23 protein-coding genes and 3 tRNA genes are annotated in these 24,341 nt (G+C 65.4%); 8 read left to right on the top strand and 18 right to left on the bottom strand.

Annotated elements, in window-relative coordinates:
- From AAG813_RS13070 to trpE, 11 genes are all read right to left on the bottom strand, one after another.
- The coding region (locus AAG813_RS13070; RefSeq protein ID WP_341915980.1) for a GTP-binding protein at positions 1–362 on the bottom strand (362 nt) is incomplete at its 3' end.
- 103 nt (positions 363–465) lie between these two features.
- Positions 466–540: transfer RNA gene (locus tag AAG813_RS13065), tRNA-Thr, on the bottom strand.
- A 53-nt stretch (positions 541–593) separates the two neighbouring features.
- A tRNA-Gly gene (locus AAG813_RS13060) sits at positions 594–667 on the bottom strand.
- A gap of 85 nt (positions 668–752) precedes the next feature.
- Positions 753–838: transfer RNA gene (locus tag AAG813_RS13055), tRNA-Tyr, on the bottom strand.
- Between the two features lie 62 nt (positions 839–900).
- On the bottom strand, positions 901–1,671 hold the full coding sequence (locus AAG813_RS13050) for a uracil-DNA glycosylase (RefSeq protein WP_341915979.1): 771 nt from the start codon (positions 1,669–1,671) through the stop codon (positions 901–903).
- A gap of 16 nt (positions 1,672–1,687) precedes the next feature.
- Positions 1,688–2,488 carry an indole-3-glycerol phosphate synthase TrpC gene (trpC, locus tag AAG813_RS13045; protein ID WP_341915978.1) on the bottom strand — a complete coding sequence of 267 codons (801 nt, stop codon included), beginning with the start codon at positions 2,486–2,488 and terminating at the stop codon, positions 1,688–1,690.
- Positions 2,489–2,491: 3 nt separating this feature from the next.
- Complete coding sequence (gene trpD / locus AAG813_RS13040; RefSeq protein WP_341915977.1) at positions 2,492–3,535, bottom strand: anthranilate phosphoribosyltransferase; 1,044 nt, start codon at positions 3,533–3,535, stop codon at positions 2,492–2,494.
- A gap of 27 nt (positions 3,536–3,562) precedes the next feature.
- Complete coding sequence (locus tag AAG813_RS13035; protein WP_341915973.1) at positions 3,563–4,216, bottom strand: LysE family translocator; 654 nt, start codon at positions 4,214–4,216, stop codon at positions 3,563–3,565.
- A gap of 10 nt (positions 4,217–4,226) precedes the next feature.
- On the bottom strand, positions 4,227–5,273 hold the full coding sequence (gene ltaE / locus AAG813_RS13030) for a low-specificity L-threonine aldolase (protein WP_341915969.1): 1,047 nt from the start codon (positions 5,271–5,273) through the stop codon (positions 4,227–4,229).
- Positions 5,274–5,339: 66 nt separating this feature from the next.
- Positions 5,340–5,912: an aminodeoxychorismate/anthranilate synthase component II gene (locus AAG813_RS13025; protein ID WP_341915966.1), complete on the bottom strand. Its 573-nt coding sequence runs from the start codon at positions 5,910–5,912 to the stop codon at positions 5,340–5,342.
- 10 nt (positions 5,913–5,922) lie between these two features.
- Positions 5,923–7,422, bottom strand: a complete 1,500-nt coding sequence (trpE, locus tag AAG813_RS13020) for an anthranilate synthase component I (RefSeq protein WP_341915964.1) — start codon at positions 7,420–7,422, stop codon at positions 5,923–5,925.
- A gap of 477 nt (positions 7,423–7,899) precedes the next feature.
- Here trpE and AAG813_RS13015 point away from each other — a divergent pair, with 477 nt between their 5' ends.
- Positions 7,900–8,478 carry a chalcone isomerase family protein gene (locus tag AAG813_RS13015; RefSeq protein WP_341915985.1) on the top strand — a complete coding sequence of 193 codons (579 nt, stop codon included), beginning with the start codon at positions 7,900–7,902 and terminating at the stop codon, positions 8,476–8,478.
- Positions 8,479–8,499: 21 nt separating this feature from the next.
- Here AAG813_RS13015 and gph read toward each other — a convergent pair whose 3' ends face one another.
- From gph to rpe, 5 genes are all read right to left on the bottom strand, one after another.
- Entirely contained in the window at positions 8,500–9,264 is a 765-nt protein-coding gene (gene gph, locus AAG813_RS13010) for a phosphoglycolate phosphatase (protein WP_341915960.1), read from the bottom strand.
- Between the two features lie 7 nt (positions 9,265–9,271).
- On the bottom strand, positions 9,272–9,970 hold the full coding sequence (locus AAG813_RS13005; protein ID WP_341915957.1) for a VIT family protein: 699 nt from the start codon (positions 9,968–9,970) through the stop codon (positions 9,272–9,274).
- Positions 9,971–10,042: 72 nt separating this feature from the next.
- Positions 10,043–12,565 (bottom strand): PAS domain S-box protein, encoded by a 2,523-nt coding sequence (locus tag AAG813_RS13000; RefSeq protein WP_341915953.1) that lies wholly within the window; start codon positions 12,563–12,565, stop codon positions 10,043–10,045.
- A 123-nt stretch (positions 12,566–12,688) separates the two neighbouring features.
- Positions 12,689–14,341 (bottom strand): adenylate/guanylate cyclase domain-containing protein, encoded by a 1,653-nt coding sequence (locus tag AAG813_RS12995; RefSeq protein ID WP_341915950.1) that lies wholly within the window; start codon positions 14,339–14,341, stop codon positions 12,689–12,691.
- A 64-nt stretch (positions 14,342–14,405) separates the two neighbouring features.
- Positions 14,406–15,101: a ribulose-phosphate 3-epimerase gene (gene rpe / locus AAG813_RS12990; RefSeq protein ID WP_341915946.1), complete on the bottom strand. Its 696-nt coding sequence runs from the start codon at positions 15,099–15,101 to the stop codon at positions 14,406–14,408.
- 98 nt (positions 15,102–15,199) lie between these two features.
- Here rpe and apaG point away from each other — a divergent pair, with 98 nt between their 5' ends.
- The 5 genes from apaG to thiL all read left to right on the top strand — a co-directional run bounded on the left by apaG (position 15,200) and on the right by thiL (position 21,803).
- The gene (gene apaG, locus AAG813_RS12985) at positions 15,200–15,607 is read left to right on the top strand and encodes a Co2+/Mg2+ efflux protein ApaG (RefSeq protein WP_341915984.1); all 408 of its coding nucleotides are present in this window, start codon (positions 15,200–15,202) and stop codon (positions 15,605–15,607) included.
- A 12-nt stretch (positions 15,608–15,619) separates the two neighbouring features.
- Positions 15,620–17,641: a site-specific recombinase gene (locus AAG813_RS12980; RefSeq protein ID WP_341915943.1), complete on the top strand. Its 2,022-nt coding sequence runs from the start codon at positions 15,620–15,622 to the stop codon at positions 17,639–17,641.
- A 278-nt stretch (positions 17,642–17,919) separates the two neighbouring features.
- Entirely contained in the window at positions 17,920–19,176 is a 1,257-nt protein-coding gene (locus AAG813_RS12975; RefSeq protein WP_341915940.1) for a cation:proton antiporter, read from the top strand.
- On the top strand, positions 19,169–20,326 hold the full coding sequence (locus AAG813_RS12970; protein ID WP_341915936.1) for a YbdK family carboxylate-amine ligase: 1,158 nt from the start codon (positions 19,169–19,171) through the stop codon (positions 20,324–20,326). Before AAG813_RS12975 ends, AAG813_RS12970 begins: the two co-directional genes overlap by 8 nt.
- Positions 20,327–20,828: 502 nt before the next feature.
- Positions 20,829–21,803, top strand: a complete 975-nt coding sequence (gene thiL, locus AAG813_RS12965) for a thiamine-phosphate kinase (protein ID WP_341915933.1) — start codon at positions 20,829–20,831, stop codon at positions 21,801–21,803.
- Here thiL and AAG813_RS12960 read toward each other — a convergent pair.
- Both AAG813_RS12960 and AAG813_RS12955 read right to left on the bottom strand, forming a co-directional pair.
- Positions 21,791–22,195: a tautomerase family protein gene (locus AAG813_RS12960; RefSeq protein ID WP_341915929.1), complete on the bottom strand. Its 405-nt coding sequence runs from the start codon at positions 22,193–22,195 to the stop codon at positions 21,791–21,793. The genes thiL and AAG813_RS12960 overlap by 13 nt on opposite strands.
- Before the next feature lies 1 nt (position 22,196).
- A complete protein-coding gene (locus AAG813_RS12955) occupies positions 22,197–22,376 on the bottom strand; it encodes a hypothetical protein (protein ID WP_341915926.1) in 180 nt (59 codons plus the stop codon).
- 129 nt (positions 22,377–22,505) lie between these two features.
- Here AAG813_RS12955 and AAG813_RS12950 point away from each other — a divergent pair, with 129 nt between their 5' ends.
- Both AAG813_RS12950 and AAG813_RS12945 read left to right on the top strand, forming a co-directional pair.
- Positions 22,506–23,435, top strand: coding sequence for a LysR family transcriptional regulator (locus tag AAG813_RS12950; protein WP_341915922.1), 930 nt, complete (start codon positions 22,506–22,508; stop codon positions 23,433–23,435).
- Positions 23,435–24,340 (top strand): alpha/beta fold hydrolase, encoded by a 906-nt coding sequence (locus tag AAG813_RS12945; protein WP_341915919.1) that lies wholly within the window; start codon positions 23,435–23,437, stop codon positions 24,338–24,340. Before AAG813_RS12950 ends, AAG813_RS12945 begins: the two co-directional genes overlap by 1 nt.
- Position 24,341 lies beyond the last annotated feature (1 nt).

Below are 24,341 nucleotides of genomic sequence, written 5' to 3'. Positions count from 1 at the left end.
AGGATGTGCTCGCGGGTCTGGGGCATGGGGCCGTCAGCGGCGGAGCACACCAGGATCGCGCCGTCCATCTGGGCGGCGCCGGTGATCATGTTTTTCACATAGTCGGCGTGGCCTGGGCAGTCGACGTGGGCGTAGTGGCGGTTGGCCGTTTCGTATTCCACGTGGGCGGTGTTGATGGTGATGCCGCGGGCTTTTTCTTCGGGAGCCGCGTCGATCTGGTCGTAACCTTTGGCTTCGCCGCCGAACTTGGCTGCGAGCACGGTCGTGATCGCTGCCGTCAGGGTGGTCTTGCCATGGTCAACGTGCCCAATCGTGCCTACGTTGACGTGCGGCTTGGTCCGCTCAAATTTGCCTTTTGCCATTTTTCGACTCCAAATACCTTAAGGATTTACTTACGAAATTTGTCACACCACTGCCACACCACCAGCCACGCCAGCACACTGTGCCGACCATGCACCCATGAAATGGTGCCCATTCCGGGAATCGGACCCGGGACCTCTCCCTTACCAAGGGAGTGCTCTGCCACTGAGCCAAATGGGCCAAATTCAAAAACTCTGCTTACCTGCCAAATACAAAACCAGCGCTTGTTGTGATGGAGCGGGAGACGGGAATCGAACCCGCGTCATTAGCTTGGAAGGCTAGGGTTCTACCATTGAACTACTCCCGCATCGACCGCCTTTTCACTTCAAGACAACCCCGAAACACGGCATACCAACCATCCAGGCCAAAGCCTGCCTATCAAAATTCATCGCTGGTGGAGAGGGCTGGATTCGAACCAGCGTACTCGTTAGAGGGCAGATTTACAGTCTGCTGCCATTAACCACTCGGCCACCTCTCCTTTGGCGAACCTCAGATTATGCCATGGAAATTTGACATCCAGCAATCCTGAACAACAAGTGCTTACCACCTCACCGGCCGGCGGCCGTGGCTGCGCAAAAACTCGTTGGCAGCGCTGAAATGCCCGCAGCCGATGAAAGGTTTGGGGGGTCGCAGTGCCGACAGGGGCGAGGGGTGATTGGCCGTCAGCACCAGGTGCCGGGCCGGAATCAGCGCCTGCTTGGTCTGCGCATGGGCGCCCCAGAGCAAAAACACCACCGGCTCGGGTTTGGCCGCCACCGCGGCGATCAGCTGGTCGGTCAGCACTTCCCAACCCTGTTTGGCATGGCTGGCGGCCTGCCCTTCTTCCACCGTCAGGCTGGTGTTGAGCAGCAACACCCCCTGGCTGGCCCAGCGTTCAAGCGAACCGCCGCTGTGCACTTCCGCCTGCACCGCCGGATCACGCGCCAGTTCCTTGAAGATGTTGCGCAGGCTGGGCGGGGGTTTCACACCGTCGGGGACCGAAAAAGCCAGCCCCTGCGCTTGCCCCGGGCCATGGTAAGGGTCCTGGCCCAGGATCACGACCTCGACATCGGCCAGCGGTGTCAGCGCCAGAGCCCGAAACGGCTGCGGCGGGTAAATGATGGCCCCCTGCGCGAGTCGCTGTTCGATAAACGCCCCCAGCTGCTGGCCGGTTTTGCTGGCCAGGAAATGACCGACTTCCGGCGCCCAATCGGCCGCCAGCGGCCAGTCGGCCGGGTTCCAGCGCGCCAGGTGCCGGCCGTGGCCGGTGCCTTCCGGCAGCGGTTTGGGCAGATTTTCAAAGGCCAAATCGGCCTGAAGTCCTTGTGGCATGGGCGCGAGCAGCTATCTAATCAGCAGCATCGGGGAACAGCTCCGCCAGCGCAACGCCGGGGTCGTCGGCGCGCATGAAAGCCTCGCCGACCAGGAAAGCGTTGACTTTGGCCGCGCGCAGGCGCGCCACGTCGGCCGCGGTCATGATGCCGGACTCCGTCACCAGCAGCCGGTCGGCCGGCACGTCCTGGACCAGGCCCAGCGTGGTGTCCAGCGACACCTCGAAGGTCTGCAGGTTGCGGTTGTTGATGCCCAGCAGCGGCGTCCTGAGCTGGAGCGCGCGCTTGAGTTCGACGCGGTCATGCACTTCCACCAGCACCGCCATGTCCAGCGAGAAGGCCAGCGCCTCCAGCGCCTTCATTTGCGCGTCGTCCAGGCAAGCGGCGATCAGCAGGATGCAGTCGGCGCCCATGACGCGCGATTCGTAGACTTGGTAGGGGTCGACGATGAAATCCTTGCGCAACACCGGCAGGCTGCAGGAGGCACGCGCCTGCTTCAGGTAATCGATGCTGCCCTGGAAAAAATCTTTGTCAGTGAGCACCGACAAACACGCTGCGCCATGCTCAGCATAACTTTGCGCAATGTCAGCGGGAATGAAGTCGGTACGCAGCACGCCCTTGGAGGGGCTGGCTTTCTTGATTTCTGCAATCACCGCGGGCTTGCCGGCGCTGATTTTGGCGCGCAGGGCGCCGACAAAATCACGCGTCAGCACGCGCGACTCGGCGTCAAACCGCATCGCGGCCAGGGGTTTGCGCTTGATGGCCGCGGCAACTTCTTCGCGCTTGACGGCCACAATCTTGTTCAGGATATCGGACATGGTTCAGGTCGCCAGGGCTCGGGAGGTGGAAACAAGCTGCGCCAGCTTGCCTTTGGCGGCGCCTGAAGTGATGGCTTCGCGGGCCAGCGCGATGCCGGCCAGCATGGATTCGGCCACATTGGCCGCATACAGGGCGGCGCCGGCGTTGAGGATGACGATGTCGCGCGCCGCGCCCGGCTCGTCGTCGAGCACGCTCCTAAGCATGGCCATCGACTGCTCCGGCGTTTCCACGCGCAGCGTGCGGTTGCTGGCCATGGCCAGGCCGAAGTCCTCGGGATGGATTTCGTATTCGGTGATTTCGCCGCCCTTGAGCTCGCCGACCACCGTGGCCGCACCCAGTGACACCTCGTCCATGCCGTCCTTGCCGTACACCACCAGCGCATGTTCGGCGCCCAGGCGCTGCAACGCGCGCACCTGGATGCCGACGAGGTCGGGGTGGAACACGCCCATCAGGATGTTGGGCGCATCGGCCGGATTCGTCAGCGGCCCGAGGATGTTGAAGATGGTGCGCACGCCGAGTTCCTTGCGCACCGGGGCGACGTTTTTCATCGCCGGATGATGGTTGGGCGCAAACATAAAGCCGACGCCGACCTCCGCGATGCATTGGGCAATCGCCTCGGGCTTCAGGTTGATGTTGACGCCCAAGGCTTCGAGCACGTCGGCGCTGCCGGACTTGCTGCTGACGCTGCGCCCGCCATGTTTGCTGACCTTGGCGCCGGCCGCCGCGGCAACAAACATCGAGCAAGTCGAGATGTTGAAGGTGTGCGAGCCGTCGCCGCCGGTACCGACGATGTCCACCAGGTGTGTCTTGTCGGCCACATGGACCTTGGTCGAAAACTCGCGCATCACCTGCGCCGCCGCGGTGATTTCGCCGATGGTTTCCTTCTTCACGCGCAGGCCGGTGATCAGCGCGGCCATCATGACGGGCGAAAGTTCACCGCTCATGATCAGCCGCATGATCTTGAGCATCTCGTCGTGGAAGATCTCGCGGTGTTCAATCGTGCGCTGCAGCGCTTCCTGAGGCGTGATTTTGTTGCTCATGGGCATGGTCGTGCTCTTGTCTTGTCTCTGGAGTTAGTGGGAAGGATTGTCGGTCAGGGCCAGCTTGATGCCAAATCCAATGAACATGGTGCCGGCCACCCGGTCCAGCCAGCACAGCCCGCGCTGCAAGGCCCCCGCGCGCCGCGCCAGCCAGGCCGCGGCCAGCGCCCAGCCGAGGTTGACCCACAGCGCGTTGAAGTTGAACAGCAGGCCCAGCAGCAAAAAGGCCAACGGCTTGTTGTCCACACTGGGCGCAATGAACTGCGGCACAAAGGCGAGGAAAAACAGCGCCACCTTGGGGTTCAGCACGTTTGTCCAGAAGCCCTGGAAAAAGATGCCTTTCAGGCCTCCAGCCTTTGTTGCACGGGCGCCACCAGCTTCCGAAGTGATAGCAAATTCAGCGCCCTGACTGGTCAGCAGGCGGATGCCGACATACACCAGGTAGGCGGCGCCGGCCCACTTGAGCACGGTGAACGCCGTGGCCGAGGCGGCCAGCAAGGCGCTGACTCCCAATGCCGCCGCGATGATGTGCACAAAACAACCCGCGGTGATGCCCAGCGCCGCCACCATGCCGGCGCGCGCGCCGCGGCGCAGGGCATGGGTCACGATGTAGAGCACGTCGGGGCCGGGCGTCAGGTTCAGCAACACGCCGGCAGCGATGAAAAGCAGCAGTTGTCCGGTCGCCATGCAGGGTCCCTCAGTGGCTGAAGAAGCCGCGAATCGCCGCGATCGCCCGGTCCACGCCAGCCGCATCGACATCGAGGTGGGTGACAAAACGCAGGCGGTACAGGCCGGTGGCCTGGATGCCTTGACTCGCCAGGTGCCGCAGCAAGGCCTCGGAGCGGTCGCGCGCGCTGCCGACCAGGTCCACAAACAGGATGTTGGTCTGCGGTGCCTCGACCTGCAGGCCTTCTATGCCCGACAGCCCGTCGGCCAGCCGTTTTGCCAGCCCATGGTCGTCGGCCAGGCGGGCTATGTGGTGGTCCAGCGCATACGAGGCCGCGGCCGCCAGCCCGCCGGCCTGGCGCATGGCACCGCCAGCCATCTTGCGGATGCGCCGGGCGCGGGCGATGAATTCGGCCGAGCCGCACAGTGCCGAACCCACCGGCGCGCCCAGGCCCTTGCTGAAGCAGACGGACACCGAGTCGAAGCAGCCGGCGATGCGCCGGGCTTCTGCCCGCGCCTCGGTGCCCAGCAGCGCCGCCTGGGCCACCGCCGCATTGAACAGCCGCGCGCCGTCCAGGTGCCGGGCCAGCCCCTGGCGGCGCGCCAGCTCGGTCGCCTGCTCGATGTAGGCCATGGGCAGCAGCTTGCCGCCCAGCGTGTTTTCCAGCGCCAGCAGGCGGCTGCGGGCAAAATGCGGGTCGTCCGGCTTGACGGCGGCCTCGATGTCGGCCAGCGCCAGCGTGCCGTCGGCCTGGTGGCTCAGCGGCTGCGGCTGCACGCTGCCCAGCACCGCCGCGCCGCCGCCTTCCCAGCGGTAGCAGTGCTGCATCTGGCCAACGATGTACTCGTCGCCGCGCTGGCAGTGGGCCAGGATGGCGCACAGGTTGCTCTGGGTACCGGTGGGCACAAACAGCGCCGCCTCGAAGTCCAGCATCGCCGCGATCTTGTCCTGCAGCGCGTTCACGCTCGGGTCGTCGCCGAACACGTCGTCTCCCAGCGGCGCCGCGGCCATGGCGGCGCGCATGCCTTCGGTGGGCTGCGTCACGGTGTCGCTTCTGAGGTCAACTTTGGAGGTCATATCTGGCACCAGCCCTTATGGAACATGCGCAAGAAGCTACGTTTTTTATAGCAAACAGAGCCCTGGCTAGGCGCTCTGGTCGAGGAAGTTTTTCAGCATCGCATGGCCGTGTTCGGTCAGTATCGATTCCGGGTGGAACTGCACGCCCTGGATGGCGAGTTCCTTGTGGCGCACGCCCATGATCTCGCCGTCGTCGGTCCAGGCCGTCACCGCCAGCACCTCGGGGCAGCTTGATTTTTCAATCGCCAGCGAGTGGTAACGGTTGACGGTGAACTGCGCCGGCAGACCGGCAAACACGCCTTGCTGCGTGGTGGTGATCACACTGGTCTTGCCATGCATCAGCTGCTGCGCACGCACGATCTTGCCGCCAAATGCCGCACCCACCGCCTGGTGGCCCAGGCAGACGCCCAGGATCGGCAGCTTGCCGGCGAAGTGCTGGATGGCTGCCACCGAAATGCCGGCCTCCGCCGGCGAACACGGACCGGGCGAGATCACCAGCCGGTCCGGCGCGCGGGCGGTTATGCCTTCCACGGTGATTTCATCGTTGCGGAAGACCTCGACCTCGGCACCGAGCTCGCCGAAATACTGGACGATGTTGTAGGTGAAGGAGTCGTAGTTGTCGATCATCAGCAGTTTCATGATCTGCTCCTTATTCCAGACCTTCTTCGACCAGCTCGGAAGCCCGCAGCAAGGCGCGCGCCTTGGCCTCGGTCTCTTTCCATTCGAGCTCGGCCACCGAATCGGCCACCACGCCGGCTGCCGCCTGCACATACAGCATCTGGTCCTTGATGACGCCGGTGCGGATCGCTATCGCCACGTCCATGTCGCCGGCATAACTGAGGTAGCCGCAGGCGCCGCCGTACAGGCCGCGTTTGGTCGGCTCCAGCTGGTCGATCAGCTCCATCGCATGCACCTTGGGCGCGCCGGTCAGCGTGCCAGCCGGGAAAGTCGCCTTGAGCACATCCATGCTGGTCATGCCGTCGAGCAACACCCCCTCGACATTGCTGACGATGTGCATGACATGGCTGTAACGCTCCACCGAAAACGCCTCGGTCACCTTGACCGTGCCGGTTTTGGCGATGCGGCCGATGTCGTTGCGCGCCAGGTCGATCAGCATCACGTGTTCGGCACGCTCCTTCGGGTCGTTGATCAGTTCCTGCTCGACAGCCTTGTCGGCCTCGGGCGACGACGCGCGCGGCCGTGTGCCGGCCAGCGGGCGAATCGTGATCTTCTGGCCCTCTTCGGTCTTTTCCTGGCGCACCAGAATTTCCGGCGAGGCCCCGACCACATGAAAATCCCCGAAGTGGTAGTAATACATGTAAGGGCTGGGGTTGAGCGAACGCAGCGCGCGGTACAGCGACAGCGGCGACTCGGTGTAACGCTTCTTGATGCGCTGGCCGACCTGCACCTGCATGAAGTCACCGGCCTCGATCAGCCGCTTGGCGCGTTCGACAGCGGCCAGGTAGTCGGCCTTGGCAAAGTCACGTTCGGCCGGGTAACCCTGGGTCGGCTTGACCACCGGGGCGCTGACCGAGTATTTCAGCTGCTCCTTCAGTTCGCGCACGCGCTTCTTGGCGTTGGCATAGGCTTCCGGCAGGGCCGGGTCGGCGTAAACGATCAGGTAGAGCTTGCCCGAAAGGTTGTCGATCACCGCCAGCTCTTCGCACTGCAGCAGCAGGATGTCGGGACAGCCCAGGGTGTCGGGCGGGCAGGAGGCCTCGAGCTTTTTCTCGATGTAACGCACCGTGTCGTAGCCAAAATAACCAGCCAGGCCGCCACAAAAGCGCGGCAAGCCGGGCCGCAGCGCAACCTTGAAACGCTTCTGGTAGTCGCTGATGAAGTCAAGCGGGTTGGCCTTGGAGGTTTCGATGACCTGGCCGTCCCGCACCACCTCGGTCAGCACGTCGGCGCCAAAACCGCTGGCGCGCACCAGGGTGCGGGCCGGCAGGCCTATGAAGCTGTAGCGGCCGAAACGCTCGCCGCCGACGACCGATTCGAGCAGAAAGCTGAATTTGCCGCCATCCCTCGAATGCGCCAGCTTGAGGTACAGGGAGAGCGGGGTTTCGAGGTCGGCAAACGCCTCCGCCATCAGCGGAATGCGGTTGTAGCCCTGCTGCGCAAGGCTTTTGAATTCAAGTTCTGTGATCACGGCAAGTTCCTTCACCGGTGGGCCCACGCGCGCCGGCGTGGCCACCTTCATTCAGTACGCCCCGGCAACCGGGGCAAGGATGCTCGTTGCACAAGGGCAAGAGCGCATCGAAACAGGCTTGCATGGCAGCGAGGCGGGTTGGCCTCAGCATGCGAGGGCTGTCAGGCCCGCCAGGGCCAGGCTCCCCGGTAGCTGCTACCTGTCTGAATGATGCGATGAATGAACATGGAAGGCCGAGTGTAGCAAAGCGAGACGGATGGAAGGCCCCCAACCCCCTTGAACAGGCGCCGAAAAACGAAGGTCACAGAAAGCCGGACAAAAAAGACCAGCAAAAAATCAGCGCCTCCACCGCCTCGGGCGAATGTAACTAGTAGTAACACTCATCTCGCAAACCCTCTTGTGGGTGCTCAGGTGCCGGACCAAAATATCTCCATTAGCGAACGACCGTTCTTTTTCTGGAGACCTTTTATGACCTGGATGAAACCATGCCTCGCGGGCACCTTGACGCTGCTGCTGGCCTTCAGCACCGCCGCAGCCACCGTGGAAGTAGCCGGGGTCAAACTGGAAGACCAGCTCGACGTGCGCGGCAGCAAGCTGGTGCTCAATGGCGCCGGCGTGCGTTACAAGGCCGTCTTCAAGGTCTACACGGCCGGCTTGTACCTCGGCAAAAAAGCCGCCACCCCGGAAGAGGTGATGGCCGCGCCCGGCCCCAAGCGCCTGCAGATCACCATGCTGCGCGAGATTGATTCCAACGAGTTAGGAAAATCATTCACGCGCGGCTTCCAGGACAACGCGCCCAAAGCCGAAATGTCCAAGCTGATCCCCGGCCTGATCAAGATGGGAAAAATCTTCTCGGATCAGAAAAAACTGGACACTGGCGACGTCTTCATGATCGACTGGGTGCCCGGCACCGGCACCGTGATCACCGTCAAGGGTGTCCCGCAGGGCGAGCCCTTCAAGGAGCCGGAATTTTTCAATGCGTTGATGCGTATCTGGCTCGGTCCCGTGCCCGCCGACTGGAAACTCAAGGACGCCCTGCTGGGCAGACCCGCCTGAGCGCAGCGCAGGCAGTGATGTTTAACGGGGCGCAAGCCCCGTTTGTCTTTTCAGGGCGGCCAGGTCCATCGCCGCCAGCGTGTCGACAAAACCGTCGGCGTCCACGCCGCGCACGGGCTGGCCATGGTTGTAGCCATAAGTCACCAGCACCACCGGACAACCCGCCGCCCGCGCCGCCTGTGCATCGTTGCTGGAATCCCCAATCATCAAGGTCCGTGCGGGCGCGCTTCCCAGCGCCTCGCAGGTCTTGCGCAACGGCAGGGGGTCGGGTTTCTTCCGCTCAAACGAATCGCCACCGAACACCAGGCTGAAAAATCCGTCCAGGCCCTTGGCCTTGAGCAGAGGCAGGGCAAACGCGGTCGGCTTGTTGGTCAGGCAGGCCAGCTTCAGGCCCTGGCGCTGCAGCCGCTGCAAGCCCTCCAGCACGCCCGGATAGACGCTGGCATGCTGGCCGTTGATGGCCAGGTAGTGGCGCTGGTAGCTGGTCCATGCAGCCGGGAACAGCTGAGCGGCAGTTGCTTCCTTATTGATAGCTGTTTGCGCCCGTCCATCAAGGGCTTCAGGCCCATTTAGCACATGCTCCAGGACGGCGCTGATCAAATGTTCCGAGCCCTTGCCCACCCGCGTCCCGACCACGGATCGTTCTACCGGTGACAGCGACAGCTCGGCCAACATCCGGTTCAGGGCGACCACAAAATCACCGAGCGTATCGACCAAGGTGCCGTCCAGGTCGACGATCGCTGCATCGAACAGGCCGTGGCTCAGGGAAAGGCGGCTGGTTTCCATGCGGGCCTCAGACCACCGCGCCGAACAAGGCACCCACACCGGCCGTGATCGCCATCGCCAGCGCGCCCCAGAAGGTCACGCGCCATGCACTGGCCAGAACGCCGGCGCCTCCGGCGCGGGCGGCCACCACACCCAGGAGGGCCAGAAAAACCAGTGAGCTTGCGCTCACCCAGGCGATCAGGCCTTGCGCGGGCGCCCATGCGGCGACGGCGAGCGGCAATGCCGCGCCGACCGCAAAACTCGCCGCCGAGGCCAGTGCGGCCTGCACCGGCCGCGCACTGAACGCCTCCGAAATGCCGAGTTCGTCCCGGGCATGGGCGCCCAGCGCGTCGTGCGCCGTCAACGCGACCGCCACCTGTTGTGCCAGCTCGGGCGTCAACCCCCGCGCGACATAAATGCCGGTCAACTCGCGCTGCTCGGCGGCGGGGTCGAGCGCAAGCTCCGCGCGTTCACGCGCAAGATCGGCCTTTTCGGTGTCGGACTGCGAGTGGACCGAGACATACTCCCCCGCGGCCATGGACATCGCCCCCGCCACCAGCCCGGCAACACCCGCCACGAGAATGCTGCCCTGGCTTGCATGCGCCGCGGCGACGCCGACCACCAGGCTGGCGGTGGACACAATGCCGTCGTTGGCCCCCAGCACGGCCGCACGCAGCCAGCCGATGCGGTCGGTACGGTGACGTTCAGTATGGCGTGAAAATTTCATGATCAGGATGGAAGGTGGAGGGTGGAGGGTGGAGGGTGGAGGGAGCAATCGTACGCCACCGGAAACTATGGCTCACCCCTTGCCATGCGCGTGCCGGCGGTCAACGGCATGCCGCAGGCTCTTGAGCAGACGCTGCTCGTCAATCGGCTTTTCAAGCCAGTCGGAAACCACGACCGTGGCGCCGGCGTGCAGCCGCGCTTCGGCGGCCGTCACCGACAAGACGAGGACCGGCAGATCTGCGGTGCGTGCGTCCTGACGCAGGGAGCGGATCAGTTCCAGCCCGTTTTCGTAGGGGAGCTGGATGTCCACGGTCATGGCCGCGTAGGACTCCATCCGGAGGTAGTCGCGGGCCTGCGCCGCCGTGTGGGCGATGTCGGCATCGAAGCCGGCCTTGTCCAGCATCATGCCTATCAGTTGCGCCACATCCGGGTCGTCTTCACAGACCAGGATGCGCGGGCGGTTCAGGCCGTCAAGACTCATGGGCGCCGTGACCGGGGGCGCCTCGCGCCACTCCGGCAGCTCGAAAAAGAAGGTGGTGCCCACATCGACCCTGGAGGTGAAACCGAGGCTCCCGTCCATCCGCTCGATGATCGCTTTCGAAATCGCCAGGCCGAGGCCGGTGCCGCCCTTCTGGCGCGTATCAGACGAGTCGGCCTGCGAGAACTTCTGGAAGATGCGCTGGCGGAATTCTTCGGGAATCCCCGGTCCGTTGTCACTGACCTCGACGCGCACGCGCCCCGCGTGCCGGCCCAGCAGCACCAGCACCGTGCCTTGCGCGGGGGAAAACTTGATGGCGTTGGACAACAGGTTGGTCATCACCTGGAGCAGGCGGTCGCTGTCCACCTGGGCCTTCAGCGGCTGCCGGGGCGCATGCAGGGCCAGCTTGACCTGGTGCTCCGCGGCAAAACCCTCGTTGTCCGCCAGCGTCTGCTGCAGCAGGGGCAGCAGTTCCAGCGGCTGCAGCTCGAACTGCATCTTGCCGGACTCGATTTTTTCACTGTCGAGGATGTCGTTGATCAGGCGGATCAGCCGCTCACAGTTGTTTTTGGCGATTTCCACCAGGCTTTTGGCCCGCTCCGGCAGCGCGCCAGCCACACCGCCAGAAACCAGGCCCAGCGAACCGCGTATCGAGGTCAGCGGCGTGCGCAGTTCATGGCTGACCGTGGAGACGAACTCGCTCTTCATGCGGTCGATGCGTTTGAGCTCGGTGACGTCGGTGCCCAGCGAGAAAAACCCGATGACCTTGTCCTCCTCGCCTTCCTCACCGTAGCGCGGCAAATAACTCATCACGTATTCGCGCCGCTCGCCGCTGACGGTGACCTGCTCCCGTTCGTAACGCACTGCATAACCGGACAGCGCTTCCTGCACATGGCCACTGATCTGGCTGTAAAACTCGGGGCCCGCGATTTCAAGCAGTGTTTTGCCGTGGATTTTTTCTCGCGGCAAGCCAAACACCTCTTCATAGGCCTTGTTGTGAAACTGGAAGCGCTGGTCGCTGTCCACATAGGCCATCAGTGCCGGAACATTGTCGGTCAGCTGGCGCAATTGGGCTTCGCTGTTGTGCAACGCATCAGCGATGCGTTTGCGCTCGGAGATATCGCGAATGATCGCCGTGAACAGCCGCCTCCCGCCCACATTGACGTCGCCGAAAGACACATTGACCGGAAACTCGGTACCATCGCGGCGCGCGCCCATGACCTCGTTATCGGACTCCCTGAAGCCGGGCGGGCGGTTGACCAGGGTGGCAAAAAAGGCGGAGAACCCCGACTGCCAGCGCGCCGGCAAGAGCATGGCCACAGGCTGCCCCAGCAAGTCCTTGAGCCGGTAGCCGAAGAGGTGCCGGGCCGCACTGTTGGCGTTGACGAGCAGGCCCTCCGGGGTCGCGGTGATGACACCGTCAGCCATGCTCTCGGTGATGGCGCGGCTCATGGCTTCGCTGTCGGCCAGTTCGGCCTGGATGCGGCGGTTGTTGGCCTGTGCGCGGATCACGGCCCGGATGGTCCAGCCGAGCAGGCCGAGCGAGAGCAGGCCGCTCACCAGGATCAGCAGCCGGACCGTCTGCGCTGTGCGCCGGGCGTTTTGCTCGGACCTCTCCAGGGTCTGCGTCTGTGCGGTTTTGATCCGGCCAGCCAGTTCTTCGATGTTGTCGTGGAGCTGGCGATTCTGCTCGCTGCCGACAATCGCGGTCGCCGCCTCCAGCCCCATCTGCTGCCGGGCGCTGACCGCCGTTTCCATGAGACCCATGCGCTGGGCTATCAGCCCCTGCAAGGCGTGCAGGTCCGCCAGGCGCTCGCCGGCCACGCTCAGTTCATCGGCGCCCTGTAGCACCTGCTGCACGCCCGACCGGGCCTGCCGGTAGGAAGCCAGGTCCTGGTCGACGTTGGTCAGAAGGTAACGCCGCTGCAGGGACTCTGTGGTCTTGAACTGCGAAACGAGCCGATCCACCAGCGCCACCGTCACCTGAATCTTTTCTTCGCCTTGCTCGCCCTCCAGCAGGGAATGGATGGTGACGTAGGACGTGACCGTGCTCAGAGCCATCAGGAGCAGGCCCAGGCCCAAGGCAATGGTGATGTTGGTACGAAAGGGCAGCTTCATGGCGGGGGCCTCATGCGGGGCTGGGTACGGGAATCGGTGCCGGGGGCTTTTCCCGATCCGCCTGTACGGACGATACACCAGTGGACCCTGCACGCCTGCCTGCCACCGGGCGCAGCTGTTCGGTCATGGCCTTGCCGCCGCAGGCAAGCCGGCCTCCAGCGCCGCGATCAATTGACCCAGCGAGGCCTCCAGCGCTTGCAGCAAGCCATCGAGCGTGGCGCGCGGCTGCGACCCGTGCAGGGCCTGCTCCAGCGCCTGGGCATGCTCGGGCACCCGCGTGGCACCAATCTGGGCGGACAGGCCGCGCAGGGAGTGGACCAGCAGTTCCGCCGCTTTCAGGTCACCCGCGTCCAGCGCCTCCCGGATGCGATCTGGCGTGTCCCTGCGTCCCTCCAGAAAACGGCCCAGCATGGAGAAATAAAGCGTTTTCACACCCATTGCCCGGCGCAGCCCGAGGGCCAAGTCCAGCCCTTCGATGGCGCTGGGCCAGTGGTCTGCCGGCGGGGCGCTCGTCGCCGCCGCTTCCAGCCTGGCCAGCGCCTTGCGCAGCTCGCTCACGGCCTCGGCCTTTTGCGCCGCGGTCAGGCGGCCCGCATCGATTTCCAGATGCAGGCCCGGCCGGTCGCAGCGAATGACCTCCGGATCACCTGGCGTTCCCTTGTTGTCCGGTCGCACCACATACACGGGAATGGGTTGGGAAAACCCCTTGACCACGATGGCGTCGCGCGCGTCGGACTGGACCTCTCCCTGCACCAGGGCATGGGTCTCGCTGGAAATCAGGATGTCGCCGGGCTCGGCGGCCTGCTCGAGCCGGGCCGCCAGATTGACCTCGCGGCCGATGATGGTGTATTCCATGCGCAGGCTGCTGCCGAAGTTGCCGACGTCGCAAAACCCCGAGTTGATGCCGATGCGTATCTCGAAATTCCTGTGGATGCCCATGTCCCGCCAGCGGGCCCGCAGCCCTTCCATTCGTTTTTGCATGGCCATCGCCATGCGCACGCACTGCACCGCATCCTCGCGAACGCCCAGCGTATGCGGGTCTCCGAAAAAGATGACGATGGCGTCTCCGATGAATTTGTCCAGCGTGGCGCCGTATTCGGCCGCAATCTGCGACATTTCCGCGAAATAGCTGTTGAGCAGCAGCGTGACCTCTTCGGGCTGCCACTGCGCCGTCGATTCGGTGAAGTTCTTGATGTCGGAAAAAAACACCGTGAGTTTTTTGCGCTGCGTCCGGATTTCAGCCTGGCGTGAACCGTCGAACAGCGACTGGTACACCTGCGGCGCCAGGTAACGCGAAAGCTGCTCGGACAACACCTTCAACCGCCTGGCGTTGGCGCTGCGCTCCAGGTGCAGCTTCAGTCGCGCCAGCAGCACCGGCGGGCTGATGGGCTTGGTCACGTAGTCGGTGGCACCCAGGTCCAGACCCCGGTGCTCTTCGTCCTCGCTGCCCAGTGCCGTCAGGAAAATCACCGGGATGTCGGCGGTGCGCGGGTCCCGGCCGAGCCGGGCCAGCACCTCGTAACCGTCCATGTCCGGCATCACCACGTCGAGCAGGATGATGTCGGGGCGCTCGGCCGACCGGGCCATCTGCAAACCGGCCTCTCCGGCGGCGGCTGCCGCCACCTCGTAACTGTCCTGGAGCAGGGCGGTGAGCAGGTAACGGATGTCCTCGCTGTCCTCGATCACCAGAATGCGGTGCCGGTGCAGCGGCGCCGGCGCATCCGCACCCGCGGTCTGCTTCAGCGCCCCCGCTTCTGGTTTGCCTGCTGTCCCCATGGTCCGGCCCTTCCGTTCAAGCCAGGGTCCGGTCCCTGGTTCACCCGCATCCTGCGCTGTCGGCTTAACTCGCCAGCGCTGCCCGCATGCCCGCGATCACCGACCGGTAGTCCGGTTTGCCGAAAATCGCACTGCCCGCCACAAAAGTGTCGGCGCCGGCCGCAGCCACCTGCGCAATGTTGTCCAGCTTGATGCCACCGTCGACCTCCAGACGGATGTCCTTGCCCGAGGCGTCGATGCGTTTTCTCGCCTGCTCGATCTTGCGCAGGGCCGAGTCAATGAAACTCTGACCGCCAAAACCGGGGTTGACACTCATGATCAGGATCAGGTCGATGTCATCGATGACCCAGTCCAGCACATCCAGCGGCGCGGCCGGGTTGAACACCAGGCCGGCCTTGCAGCCTTTGGACTTGATGGCCTGCACACTGCGGTGCACGTGGCCGGACGCGTCGGGGTGGAAGCTGATCAGGTCGGCGCCGGCATCGGCAAAGGCCGCGGCCAGGCTGTCCACCGGCTGCACCATCAGGTGCACGTCAATCGGCACCGCGCTGCCGTCGGCCTTTTTGGCGTGCGGCTTGAGGGCGCTGCAGATCATGGGCCCGAAGGTCAGGTTGGGCACGTAGTGGTTGTCCATCACGTCAAAGTGGATCCAGTCGGCACCGGCCTCGATGACCGACTTGAGTTCCTCACCCAGGCGCGCGAAATCGGCGGACAGAATCGAAGGGGCAATCCGGTACACCGGGGGCTTGTTTTGGCTCATGTCAGGATTGTCGCAGCAAGCGCGCAGCTTGCCCACTGACACTGCAATTTCCCGTCCTGCGAAGGGCGGTTAACATGAGCGCCACTCTTTTCCAATCCATGCCGAAATACGAATTTTCCTGCGACGTCCAGCCGCACTACCTTCCCGAGCAATCTGCACCCGATGACGAGGTGTATGGCTTTGCCTACACCGTGACGATCACGAACACCGGGGACGTCGCGGCGCAGCTGATCTCGCGCCACTGGATCATCAGCGACGCGCGCGGCCATACCGAGGAGGTCAAGGGCCTGGGCGTGGTGGGCCACCAGCCCTTGCTCAAGCCGGGCGAGTCCTTCCAGTACAGCAGCGGTTCGCGCCTGCGCACGCCGACCGGCACCATGCATGGCAGCTACTTCTGTGTCGCCGAGGATGGCGAACGTTTCGAGGCGGCCATTCCGATGTTTGTGCTTGACGCCGGCGATGCCGGTGGCCCGGGCCAGGCCGGCGCCGGCCGTGTCCTCCACTAGATCCTTCTGCCCATGCGCACACTGAGCGAGTTGCTGGACCAGCTGGAGCCGCGTGCCGAGCTGGCAGTGCGGCACCTCTGGCTCAGCGACCTGCTGGACTGGATACGCGGGGACGCCAGCAATGCGCAGGCCGCGCTGTCGCGGGTCCAGCTGTTCCTGGACGCGGCGCATGCGCGGCCGGGTTTTCCGCAGCGGCTGCGTCAATGGTGGCTCACCCTGGTTGAGACGGTGGACGCCACACCGCTGTTTTCCGATTTCGGTTTTGCGCCGCGTGCTGCCTTCCTCAGCGAATTCGGCGAACGGCTGCGCTACAAGCTGTTGCCGGGCACGCCCGAGACCACCCATGCCACCGAACTGTTCATGCTGCTGTTCCCGGTGCCGTTCGACGCGCAATGGCTCAAGCTGCTCGACGAGGACACGCTGGGCCGGCTGGGCGCCCTGCTGGGACCGCCCACCGCCGCACCGGCCGGCGACGAGTCCGGCAACGAAGCCTCCGGCGAACCCCTTGCCCCTGGCGCCGCCAGCACCCTGCTGCAGGACTGGCAGGTCACGCTGCTGGAATCCCTGACCTACTGCACCAGCCAGGTCTGCGCCACCGGTTTCTCGCCGGAACTGCGCCTGCGCATGAGCCCCCAGAGCCTGCCGGCGCGGCCCTTTCACGGCCTGCAAGCTGATCTTGAAGCGCTGCGCGCCGCGCTTCTGCTGCACGGGCCCGACAGCGGCGCGCTGCATCTGGCGCTGGACCAGTTCAAGAGCCGGCTGGAGGCTTGCCGCAGCGCTGCCTCGTCGGTGTATGCCCACCTCGACGAACACGGCATCTCGGTCGGCCTGGTGTTTCGCCTGCGCCAGCTGCGCGAGCGCATCCTGCGCATTCGCGACCTGCTCGACTGCCTGCTCTCGGACAAACCCGCCACCAGCGCCATGCAGCTGCTGGCCCGGCTGGTGCTGCTGGCCGAAGAGCGCCGCAGCATACGTGCGCTGGTGGCCAGCAACTCCACCCTGCTGGCCGCCAAGGTGGCCGAGCGCGGCGCCGAGACCGGCGAGCACTACATCACGCGCGACCGTGCCGCCTACACCGCCATGCTGGGCAAGGCCGCCGGCGGCGGCGCCCTGACGGCCGTCACCACGCTGCTCAAGTTCATGGTGGTGGGGCTCGCGCTGTCGGCCTTCTGGAGCGGCTTCCTGGCCAGCATCGTGTATGCCGCCAGCTTTGTGTTGATCCAGTTGCTGCACTTCACGCTGGCCACCAAACAGCCGGCCATGACAGCACCAGCCATGGCCGCCAAGCTCAAGGACCTGCGCACCGGCGAGGCGGTCGGCGAGTTTGTCGACGAAGTCACCCACCTGGTCCGCTCCCAGGTGGCGGCCGTGCTCGGCAACGTGCTGGTGGTGGTGCCGGTCGTGCTGCTGATCAGCGTCGCCATGCAGTACGCACTGGGGCGGCCCATGATCGACGCGAAAGAAGCCGGTCATGTGCTGCACACCCTGAGCCTGCTCGGCCCCACGCTGCTGTGGGCCGCCTTCACCGGCGTGGTGCTGTTTGCCGCCAGCATCATCGGTGGCTGGGTGGAAAACTGGTTTGTGCTGTACCACCTGGCGTCGGCCATGCGTTACAACCCGCGCATCACGCGGGCCCTGGGCGTTGCACGGGCGCGGCGCTGGGCTCATTTCATGCGCGACAACATCTCGGGCTTCACGTCCAACATCGCGCTGGGTTTCATGCTGGGTCTGATTCCGCCCATGACCGGCTTTTTCGGGGTGGAGCTCGAAGTGCGCCACGTCACGCTGTCCTCGGGCCAGCTGGCCGCAGCGGCGGCAGCCCTCGGCTGGGACGCTTTGCGGCAACCAGCCCTGTGGTGGTGTGTGGCATCCATCCCGCTGATCGGTGCACTCAATCTCGGGGTGAGCTTTTACTTCGCCTTCCGGCTGGCGCTGCGGGCCCACAGCGTCAGCGGCGTGGACCGCGGCCGCATCCGTGCGGCGATCTGGGCGCGCTGGCGCAGCAAGCCGGCCAGTTTTTTTCTGCCCGATTGACACTTCACAGGAGCTGTCAGCACCCTGACAACCGACCTGCCAGCAGTGCATCATGCCCGCATGTGGGTACTTGTCCTACAGGCAAAGAGTGTGAAGCGTTGTAAATTGGGGTTGCTTTTCCCATGGGTGCCTGCCTGGCCTGCAACCCCCGGCCCCGACAGTGAATCGCCGCAGGCCTCGGGGCTTGTCGCCACCTCGGCGGCCTGTCCCCATCGAGCACCCGCGCATCCTTGCGCGGCGCTGCATGAATTTCAATCAATCAGCGGAGACACTCATCCATGAATGAAATCATGGCCATCTGGGCCGAATGGATCAAACCCTCTGCAGGTCTGCCCACGGTTCAGTGGTCCATCCTGCTGGCGCTGGCCGCGCTGACCGGGCATCTGGTGCAGCGTTATGCCGGCGTTCCGAAGGTGGTGGGTTATTCAGCGGTCGGCGCCTTTGCCGGCCTGGCCGGATTCACCGGCGCGGCCTGGCCGCTGCAGGGAACCGGCCTCTTTCTGCTGGAACTCGGTGTGGCCGTCGTGCTGTTTGAAGCGGGTGGCCGCATTCCCATGCGCTGGTTCCGCCACAACCCCATGGTGCTGGTGCAAAGCCTGGCCGAATCGACGCTGACCTTTGTCGCTGTCTACTGGGCACTGACTTTTTTCGGCGTGCGTGACGTGGTCGCCGAGCCGCTGGCCCTGCTTGCCATGGCGGCTTCGCCGGCGGTGCTGTCGCGCGTGATCAACGACACCCGCGCCTCCGGCCCCGTCACCGAGCGGGCCATGGTGCTGTCGACCCTGAGCACTTTGTATGCATTGACGCTTTGCAGCGCCCGCGCAGGCATGATGGGCCGCGGCGAACAAAGCCTCACCGACACCTTCTACCCGGTGGCCGTGGTGCTGGGCCTCTCGGTCGTCGTCGGTGCCGGCCTGGCGCTGGCGCTGCGTTCGGCCCTGCGCGTGATGAGCCCGACCAGCGAGAACACCGCCATCCTGCTGCTGGCCCTGATCGCCGCGGGCGCCGCACTGGCCGCCCACTTCGGCGGCTCGGCGCCCCTGGCCGCGCTGCTGGGCGGCATGATGCTCAAGCAGCTCAACCCCCGGCCCTGGTCCTGGCCACGCCAGATGGGCACCGCCTCGGCGATGCTGACCATGCTGATGTTCGTGCTGGTCTCCGTGGTGGCCGCTCAGGCCGACTGGAGCGGCCAGGTGGCCGGCCTGGTGGCGGCGCTGGTCGTGGCGCGGGCCTTGGCGAAGATCATCGGCATCGCGCTCGGCAATGTGGGCAGCGGCGCCAGCTGGAAGCAGGCCCTCTGGGTCGGTTGCGCGATGTCGCCGATGTCCTCGGTGGCGCTGCTGATCGTCTCGCAATTCGTGGCTTCGTCGGCCTCGCTGGGACCGCGCATTGCCAGCATTGCGCTGCCGGCCATCCTGCTGATGGAAGTGCTGGGCGCCATCGTCGCCACCTTCGCCATCTATCGCGCCCGTGAAAGCTCCAGACCCTGGACGCACAAACCCTGGACCAACTCAACCGGAGAGCTCCGTGAGTAAACACACCCCTGCGCAACTGGCACCCGGCGGGCTGGAGCCCTTCCAGAAATCGGAGGCGCTGTCCCTCGGCGTCGAACTGGAACTGCAGCTCGTCAACACCCATGACTACGATCTCGCGCCGTATGCCGAAGACATGCTGCGCCTGATGGAAAAAATCCCCCTGCCCGGCAGCGTGGTGCCCGAAATGACCTCGAGCATGATCGAGGTTTCGACCGGGGTCTGCCAGTCCTCGTCCGAGGTGCTGGGCCAGCTCACGCAGATCCGCGACGCGCTGGTCAAGTGCGCCGACAAGCTCAACATCGCCGTGGTCGGCGGCGGCACCCACCCCTTCCAGCAATGGCATGAGCGCCGCATCTACGACAAGCCGCGGTTTCGCGAACTGTCCGAGCTGTACGGCTACCTGTCCAAGCAGTTCACGATTTTCGGCCAGCACGTGCATGTGGGCTGCCCCGATGCCGACACCGCGCTGCTGACGCTGCACCGCATGTCGCGCTACATTCCGCACTTCATCGCCCTGTCGGCCTCCTCGCCCTTTGTGCAGGGGCAGGACACGGCCTTTGATTCGGCGCGCCTGAACTCGGTGTTTGCCTTTCCGCTGTCGGGCCGCGCGCCGATGGCGCTGACCTGGGACGAGTTCACCGTCTACTTCGAGAAGATGACACGCACCGGCGTGGTCAGGAGCATGAAGGACTTCTACTGGGACATCCGGCCCAAGCCGGAGTTTGGCACCATCGAGATCCGCGTCTTCGACACCCCGCTGACGATCGGCCGCGCCGCCGCGCTGTCCGGCTACGTGCAGTCGCTGGCCTCGTGGTTCATGAACGACCAGCCCTTCATGCCGACCGAGGACGACTACCTGGTCTACACCTACAACCGCTTCCAGGCCTGCCGCTTCGGGCTGGAAGCCGTCTACGTGGACCCGGCCACCGGCGAACACATGGCCCTGCGCGACCACATCCTGATGACCATGGACAAGATCGGCGCACACGCCAGGCCGCTGGGCGCCAGCAGCGGCATCCACCTGCTGCGCAGCAGCGTGGAGCTCTCGAACAACGACGCGCGCTGGTTGCGCGAGTTGCAGTCCAAGGAAAACCTGCTGGCCGAAGTGATTCGGCAAGCGGCGTTGAAGTTTCGGGGATTGCCGGTTTAACTGCGGATGCATCACGCTGCGTCCACGGTCTGTTCGGGACAGTAGGATGGACTCCCCACTCCCTCCCCCCGCCCCTCCCTCGCCCCGCTGGGCGATGGAGGGAGTTTCATTTGGCCGTGTGTGCTGCAAGCGCGTGCAAACATGACGGTCCCGTACTCCGACGATGACGCGCAAAGCGCGTCATGACTCCCCGCACCCGATCCCGAACCCGCATTTGTTTTCCCCACCCGTCGGGCTGGGCCGAGGAGCGCAGGCAAAAGCGGATCAGGGTTCGCGACTGTCTGAGGCGAAGCCGAGTTCGAGCGAGACCCCGCTTTTGTCGAGCACCGGAGGTTGCCCGCAGCGAAGCGGAGGGACCCAGACCATCGGGTCGCCTTTTTCTTTGCTTACTTTCTTTTTGGCGACGCAAAAAGAAAGTGAGTTGCCGCCGGGCAACCCCCGGCTTGTGGGCAAACCTCCAGCAGTAGAAGCAAAGAAGGATTCCACCCGTTATGCTCCCCCCATGGGTGAATTCGACCTGATCGCACGCTACTTCACACGCCCCACGACCCGCGCCGTGCTGGGCGTCGGCGACGACTGCGCGCTGCTGCAGCCGGCCGCCGGCATGCAGATGGCCATTTCCTGCGACATGCTGGTCGAGGGCCGGCATTTTTTTGCCGATGTGGACCCGTTCACCTTGGGCCACAAGGCGCTGGCCGTCAACCTCAGCGACCTCGCCGCCTGCGGCGCACAGCCAGTGGCCTTCACGCTGGCGCTGGCCCTGCCGCGGGCCGACGAAGCCTGGCTCGCGGCGTTTTCGCGCGGTCTGTTTGCACTGGCCGATGCCCACGGCTGCGAACTGGTCGGCGGCGACACGACGCAAGGGCCGCTGAACATCTGCATCACCGTGTTCGGCGAAGTGCCGCGCGGGCAGGCGCTGCTGCGTTCGGGCGCACGCGACGGCGACGAGGTGTATGTCAGCGGCACTCTGGGCGAGGCGCGGCTGGCGCTGGAAGCACTGCGCGGCAGCGTCGCCTTGCCGCATGGACGGCTGGCCGCCGCACGCATGCGGCTGGAGCAGCCCACGCCGCGTGTCGCGCTGGGCCTGGCGCTGCGCGGCATCGCGACAGCGGCCATCGACGTGAGCGACGGTCTGCTCGGCGACCTCGGCCACATCCTGGAAGCGTCCGGTACCGGCGCCCGCATCGACACTTCTGTTGCTATTAATTTGCTAGCGGATGGCGCAGACACTACAAGGGCTGAGGGCCATTTTTCGCATGAAACCCGGCTGCGCTGCGTGCTCGCCGGCGGCGACGACTACGAGCTGGCGTTCACCGCCCCGGTGTCGGCGCGGGCGGCGGTGCAGGCGGCGGCACTGCAGGCGCAGACCGCGGTGACCCGCATCGGCGTCATCGAACATCCGCCCGGCCTGCGGCTGGTCGACGCCTCGGGCCATGCGGTGCCGGGCCGGTATGCGTCCTTCGATCACTTTGCCTGAACCAGTGCGCGCTTGCGGGCCTGCTGCGTGTGCCCGCCAAAACCCCAATCGGTGGCCGGCAGTTCCCGCACCACCACGTAACTGGCTTCTTCCAGCGGACCGCCCTCGCCGAGCTGGCGCTGCAGTTCGGCAAACGCCGCGCTGACAAACGCGGCCTTCTCTTCCGGCGTGTTGGTACCGGCGGTGATGCTGATCTCCAGCAACGCGGTGGGCCGTCGCACCGCGTCGCCACCCACGTACCAGTGTCCGGCAGGCAGGCCCTCGATGATGACCGCCGTCACCTCGCGCCGCTTGCCGAGCAACTGCGCGGTCAGCGTGGTCAGCGCCTGGGCGAGTTGGCGGTCACGGGCCGGGGTCTGTAGCGGAGCGACTTTCAGGGTCAGGGTGGGCATCTCAGGCCTCCCGTGGGAGTTGCAGCCTTGCCGGACGGCGCAGGGCAAGCAGCCCGCGCCGCATGGCTGAGTCCAGCCGGCGCCAGAAATTATTGATCGCCTGCCGGCGCAAGGCCTCGGCCTGGCGCTTCGCTGCATCGTGCAGGCGCTGGTAGCTGTCGTGGTGGAGATCGCTGTACATGGCGGGTCCTTTCGTTGCGGTGCAGGCAACTTTAGGCAAAGCCTCTCACGCGGGAAACGGCGCGGCGTGCAATTGGGTTTTGCGTTCGCTGCAAAGGCAGGGGCGCCGGCGGCTGGTTACCATGACGCCATGCGCGACCTCAGCTTCGACGACATGCACCTATTTGCCCGCGTGGCAGAACTCGGCTCACTTTCGGCCGTGGCACGCGAGCGCGACGTCCCGGTAAGCCAGGTCTCGCGTGCGCTGGCGCGCATCGAAAAAGCCTGCGGCGCGCGGCTGATCCACCGCTCCACCCACGGCCTGACACCCACCGCCGAAGGCCAGACCTTTTTGCAATACTGCCGGCGCCTGACCGGCACGCTGGACGAGCTGGAGGGCGAGTTTGCCAGCCAGTCGCGCCAGGCCAGCGGCTGGGTGCGCGTGGCGGCCAGCACGGTGGTGGCCGAGTACCTCCTGATCCCCAGCTTCGAGAGCCTGCACGCACACCACCCCAGGCTGTGTGTGGAACTGCAGGTCGAGGACAGGCTGGTGGACATGGCACACGACGGCATCGACATCGCCATCCGCACCGGCACGCCGACCACCGACACGGTGGTAGCGCGGCAACTCGGCACGCTGGGCCGCAGGCTGTACGCCACGCCCGGCTACCTGCAGGCGCACGGCACACCCCGGCATCCGGACGAGCTGCACCAGCACCGCCTGATCACCAACAGCGCGGTGGCCCTGCTCAACCGCTGGCCGTTCATCGTCCAGGGCGAGCCCCGCGTGGTGGAGGCGGAGGGCCAGTGGCGTTCCGGCAGCACCGGCATCACCGCGCAGTTGGCGCTGCACGGCCTGGGCATCTCGCGTTTTGCCACCGTGGTGGCCGAGCCCCTGGTGCGGCGCGGCCTGCTGGTGCCGGTGCTGCCCGACTTTGTCGACGAGCAGCCCAGCCCGATTTACGCCGTCACGCTGACGAGCCGGCACCGCCTGCCCAAGATCAGGGCCTGCCTCGACCACTGGGCCGGGTGGTTTGCCCAGGCCGAGGGCGTGCAGCCCGCTGCGGGTATAACCCCCTGATGCAAGCCGACACGTCCCCCGCCCCGCCCCCCGAAGTCCAGCGCCTGCTGGCCAGCGCCACCCGCCTCGAAACGCCCTGCGGCAGCGGCAGCATGGTCTGGCACCGGTGGCAACCCGCGCCTGCCTTGGCCGGCACGCCGCACCGGCCCGTGGTGCTGCTGCACGGCGGCAGCGGCAGCTGGACCCACTGGTTGCGCAACATCGACGCGCTGGTGGCCGCCGGCCGTGAGGTGCTCGCCGCCGACCTGCCGGGTTTTGGGGATTCGGCACCGCCCGCCAGCGGCAACGACGCCGACGCGCTGGCCGCGCCGGTGCAAGCGGGTCTGCAGGTGCTGCTCGGCGATGCCGCCTGCGACCTGGCGGCGTTTTCCTTCGGCGGCATGGTTGCCGGCTTTCTGGCGGCGCAGTGGCCGGCCCGCGTGGCACGCCTGGTGCTGGTTGGTTCTCCCGGCCTGGGCGTGGCGTCGAGAAACACCGTCACACTCACGACCTGGCGCCACCTGCCCGACCCGGCCGAACGCGAGGCCGTGCACCGCAAGAACCTCGCCGCGCTGATGCTCTACCGGCCCGAGGCCATCACCGCGCTGGCGCTGCGTGTGCACAGCGACAACACGCTGCGCGACCGCATGAAGGGCCGCCGCCTGGCCTACACCGACGTGCTGGCGCGCACACTGACCGAGGTGCGCTGTCCGGTGGACGCGATTTACGGCCGCGAAGATGCGCTGTACCGCGAGCGGCAGGAAGCGCTGGCGCTGGCCCTGCAGTCGGCGCCCCACTTTCGCGGCATGCACTGGATAGACAACGCGGGCCACTGGGTGCAGTTCGAGCAGCCGCAGGCCTTTGATGCCGTGTTGCGGGCGGTCCTGGAGGAAAAGGCGACACCTCGTTTGCTACAAAAACCATAGC

The sequence above is a fragment of the Polaromonas sp. YR568 genome (assembly GCF_943371715.1).
In the GTDB taxonomy this organism is placed as follows: domain Bacteria; phylum Pseudomonadota; class Gammaproteobacteria; order Burkholderiales; family Burkholderiaceae_C; genus Polaromonas.
The sequence above is the reverse complement of the archived record's forward strand: the minus strand, read 5'-3'. Positions and strand labels throughout refer to the sequence as shown.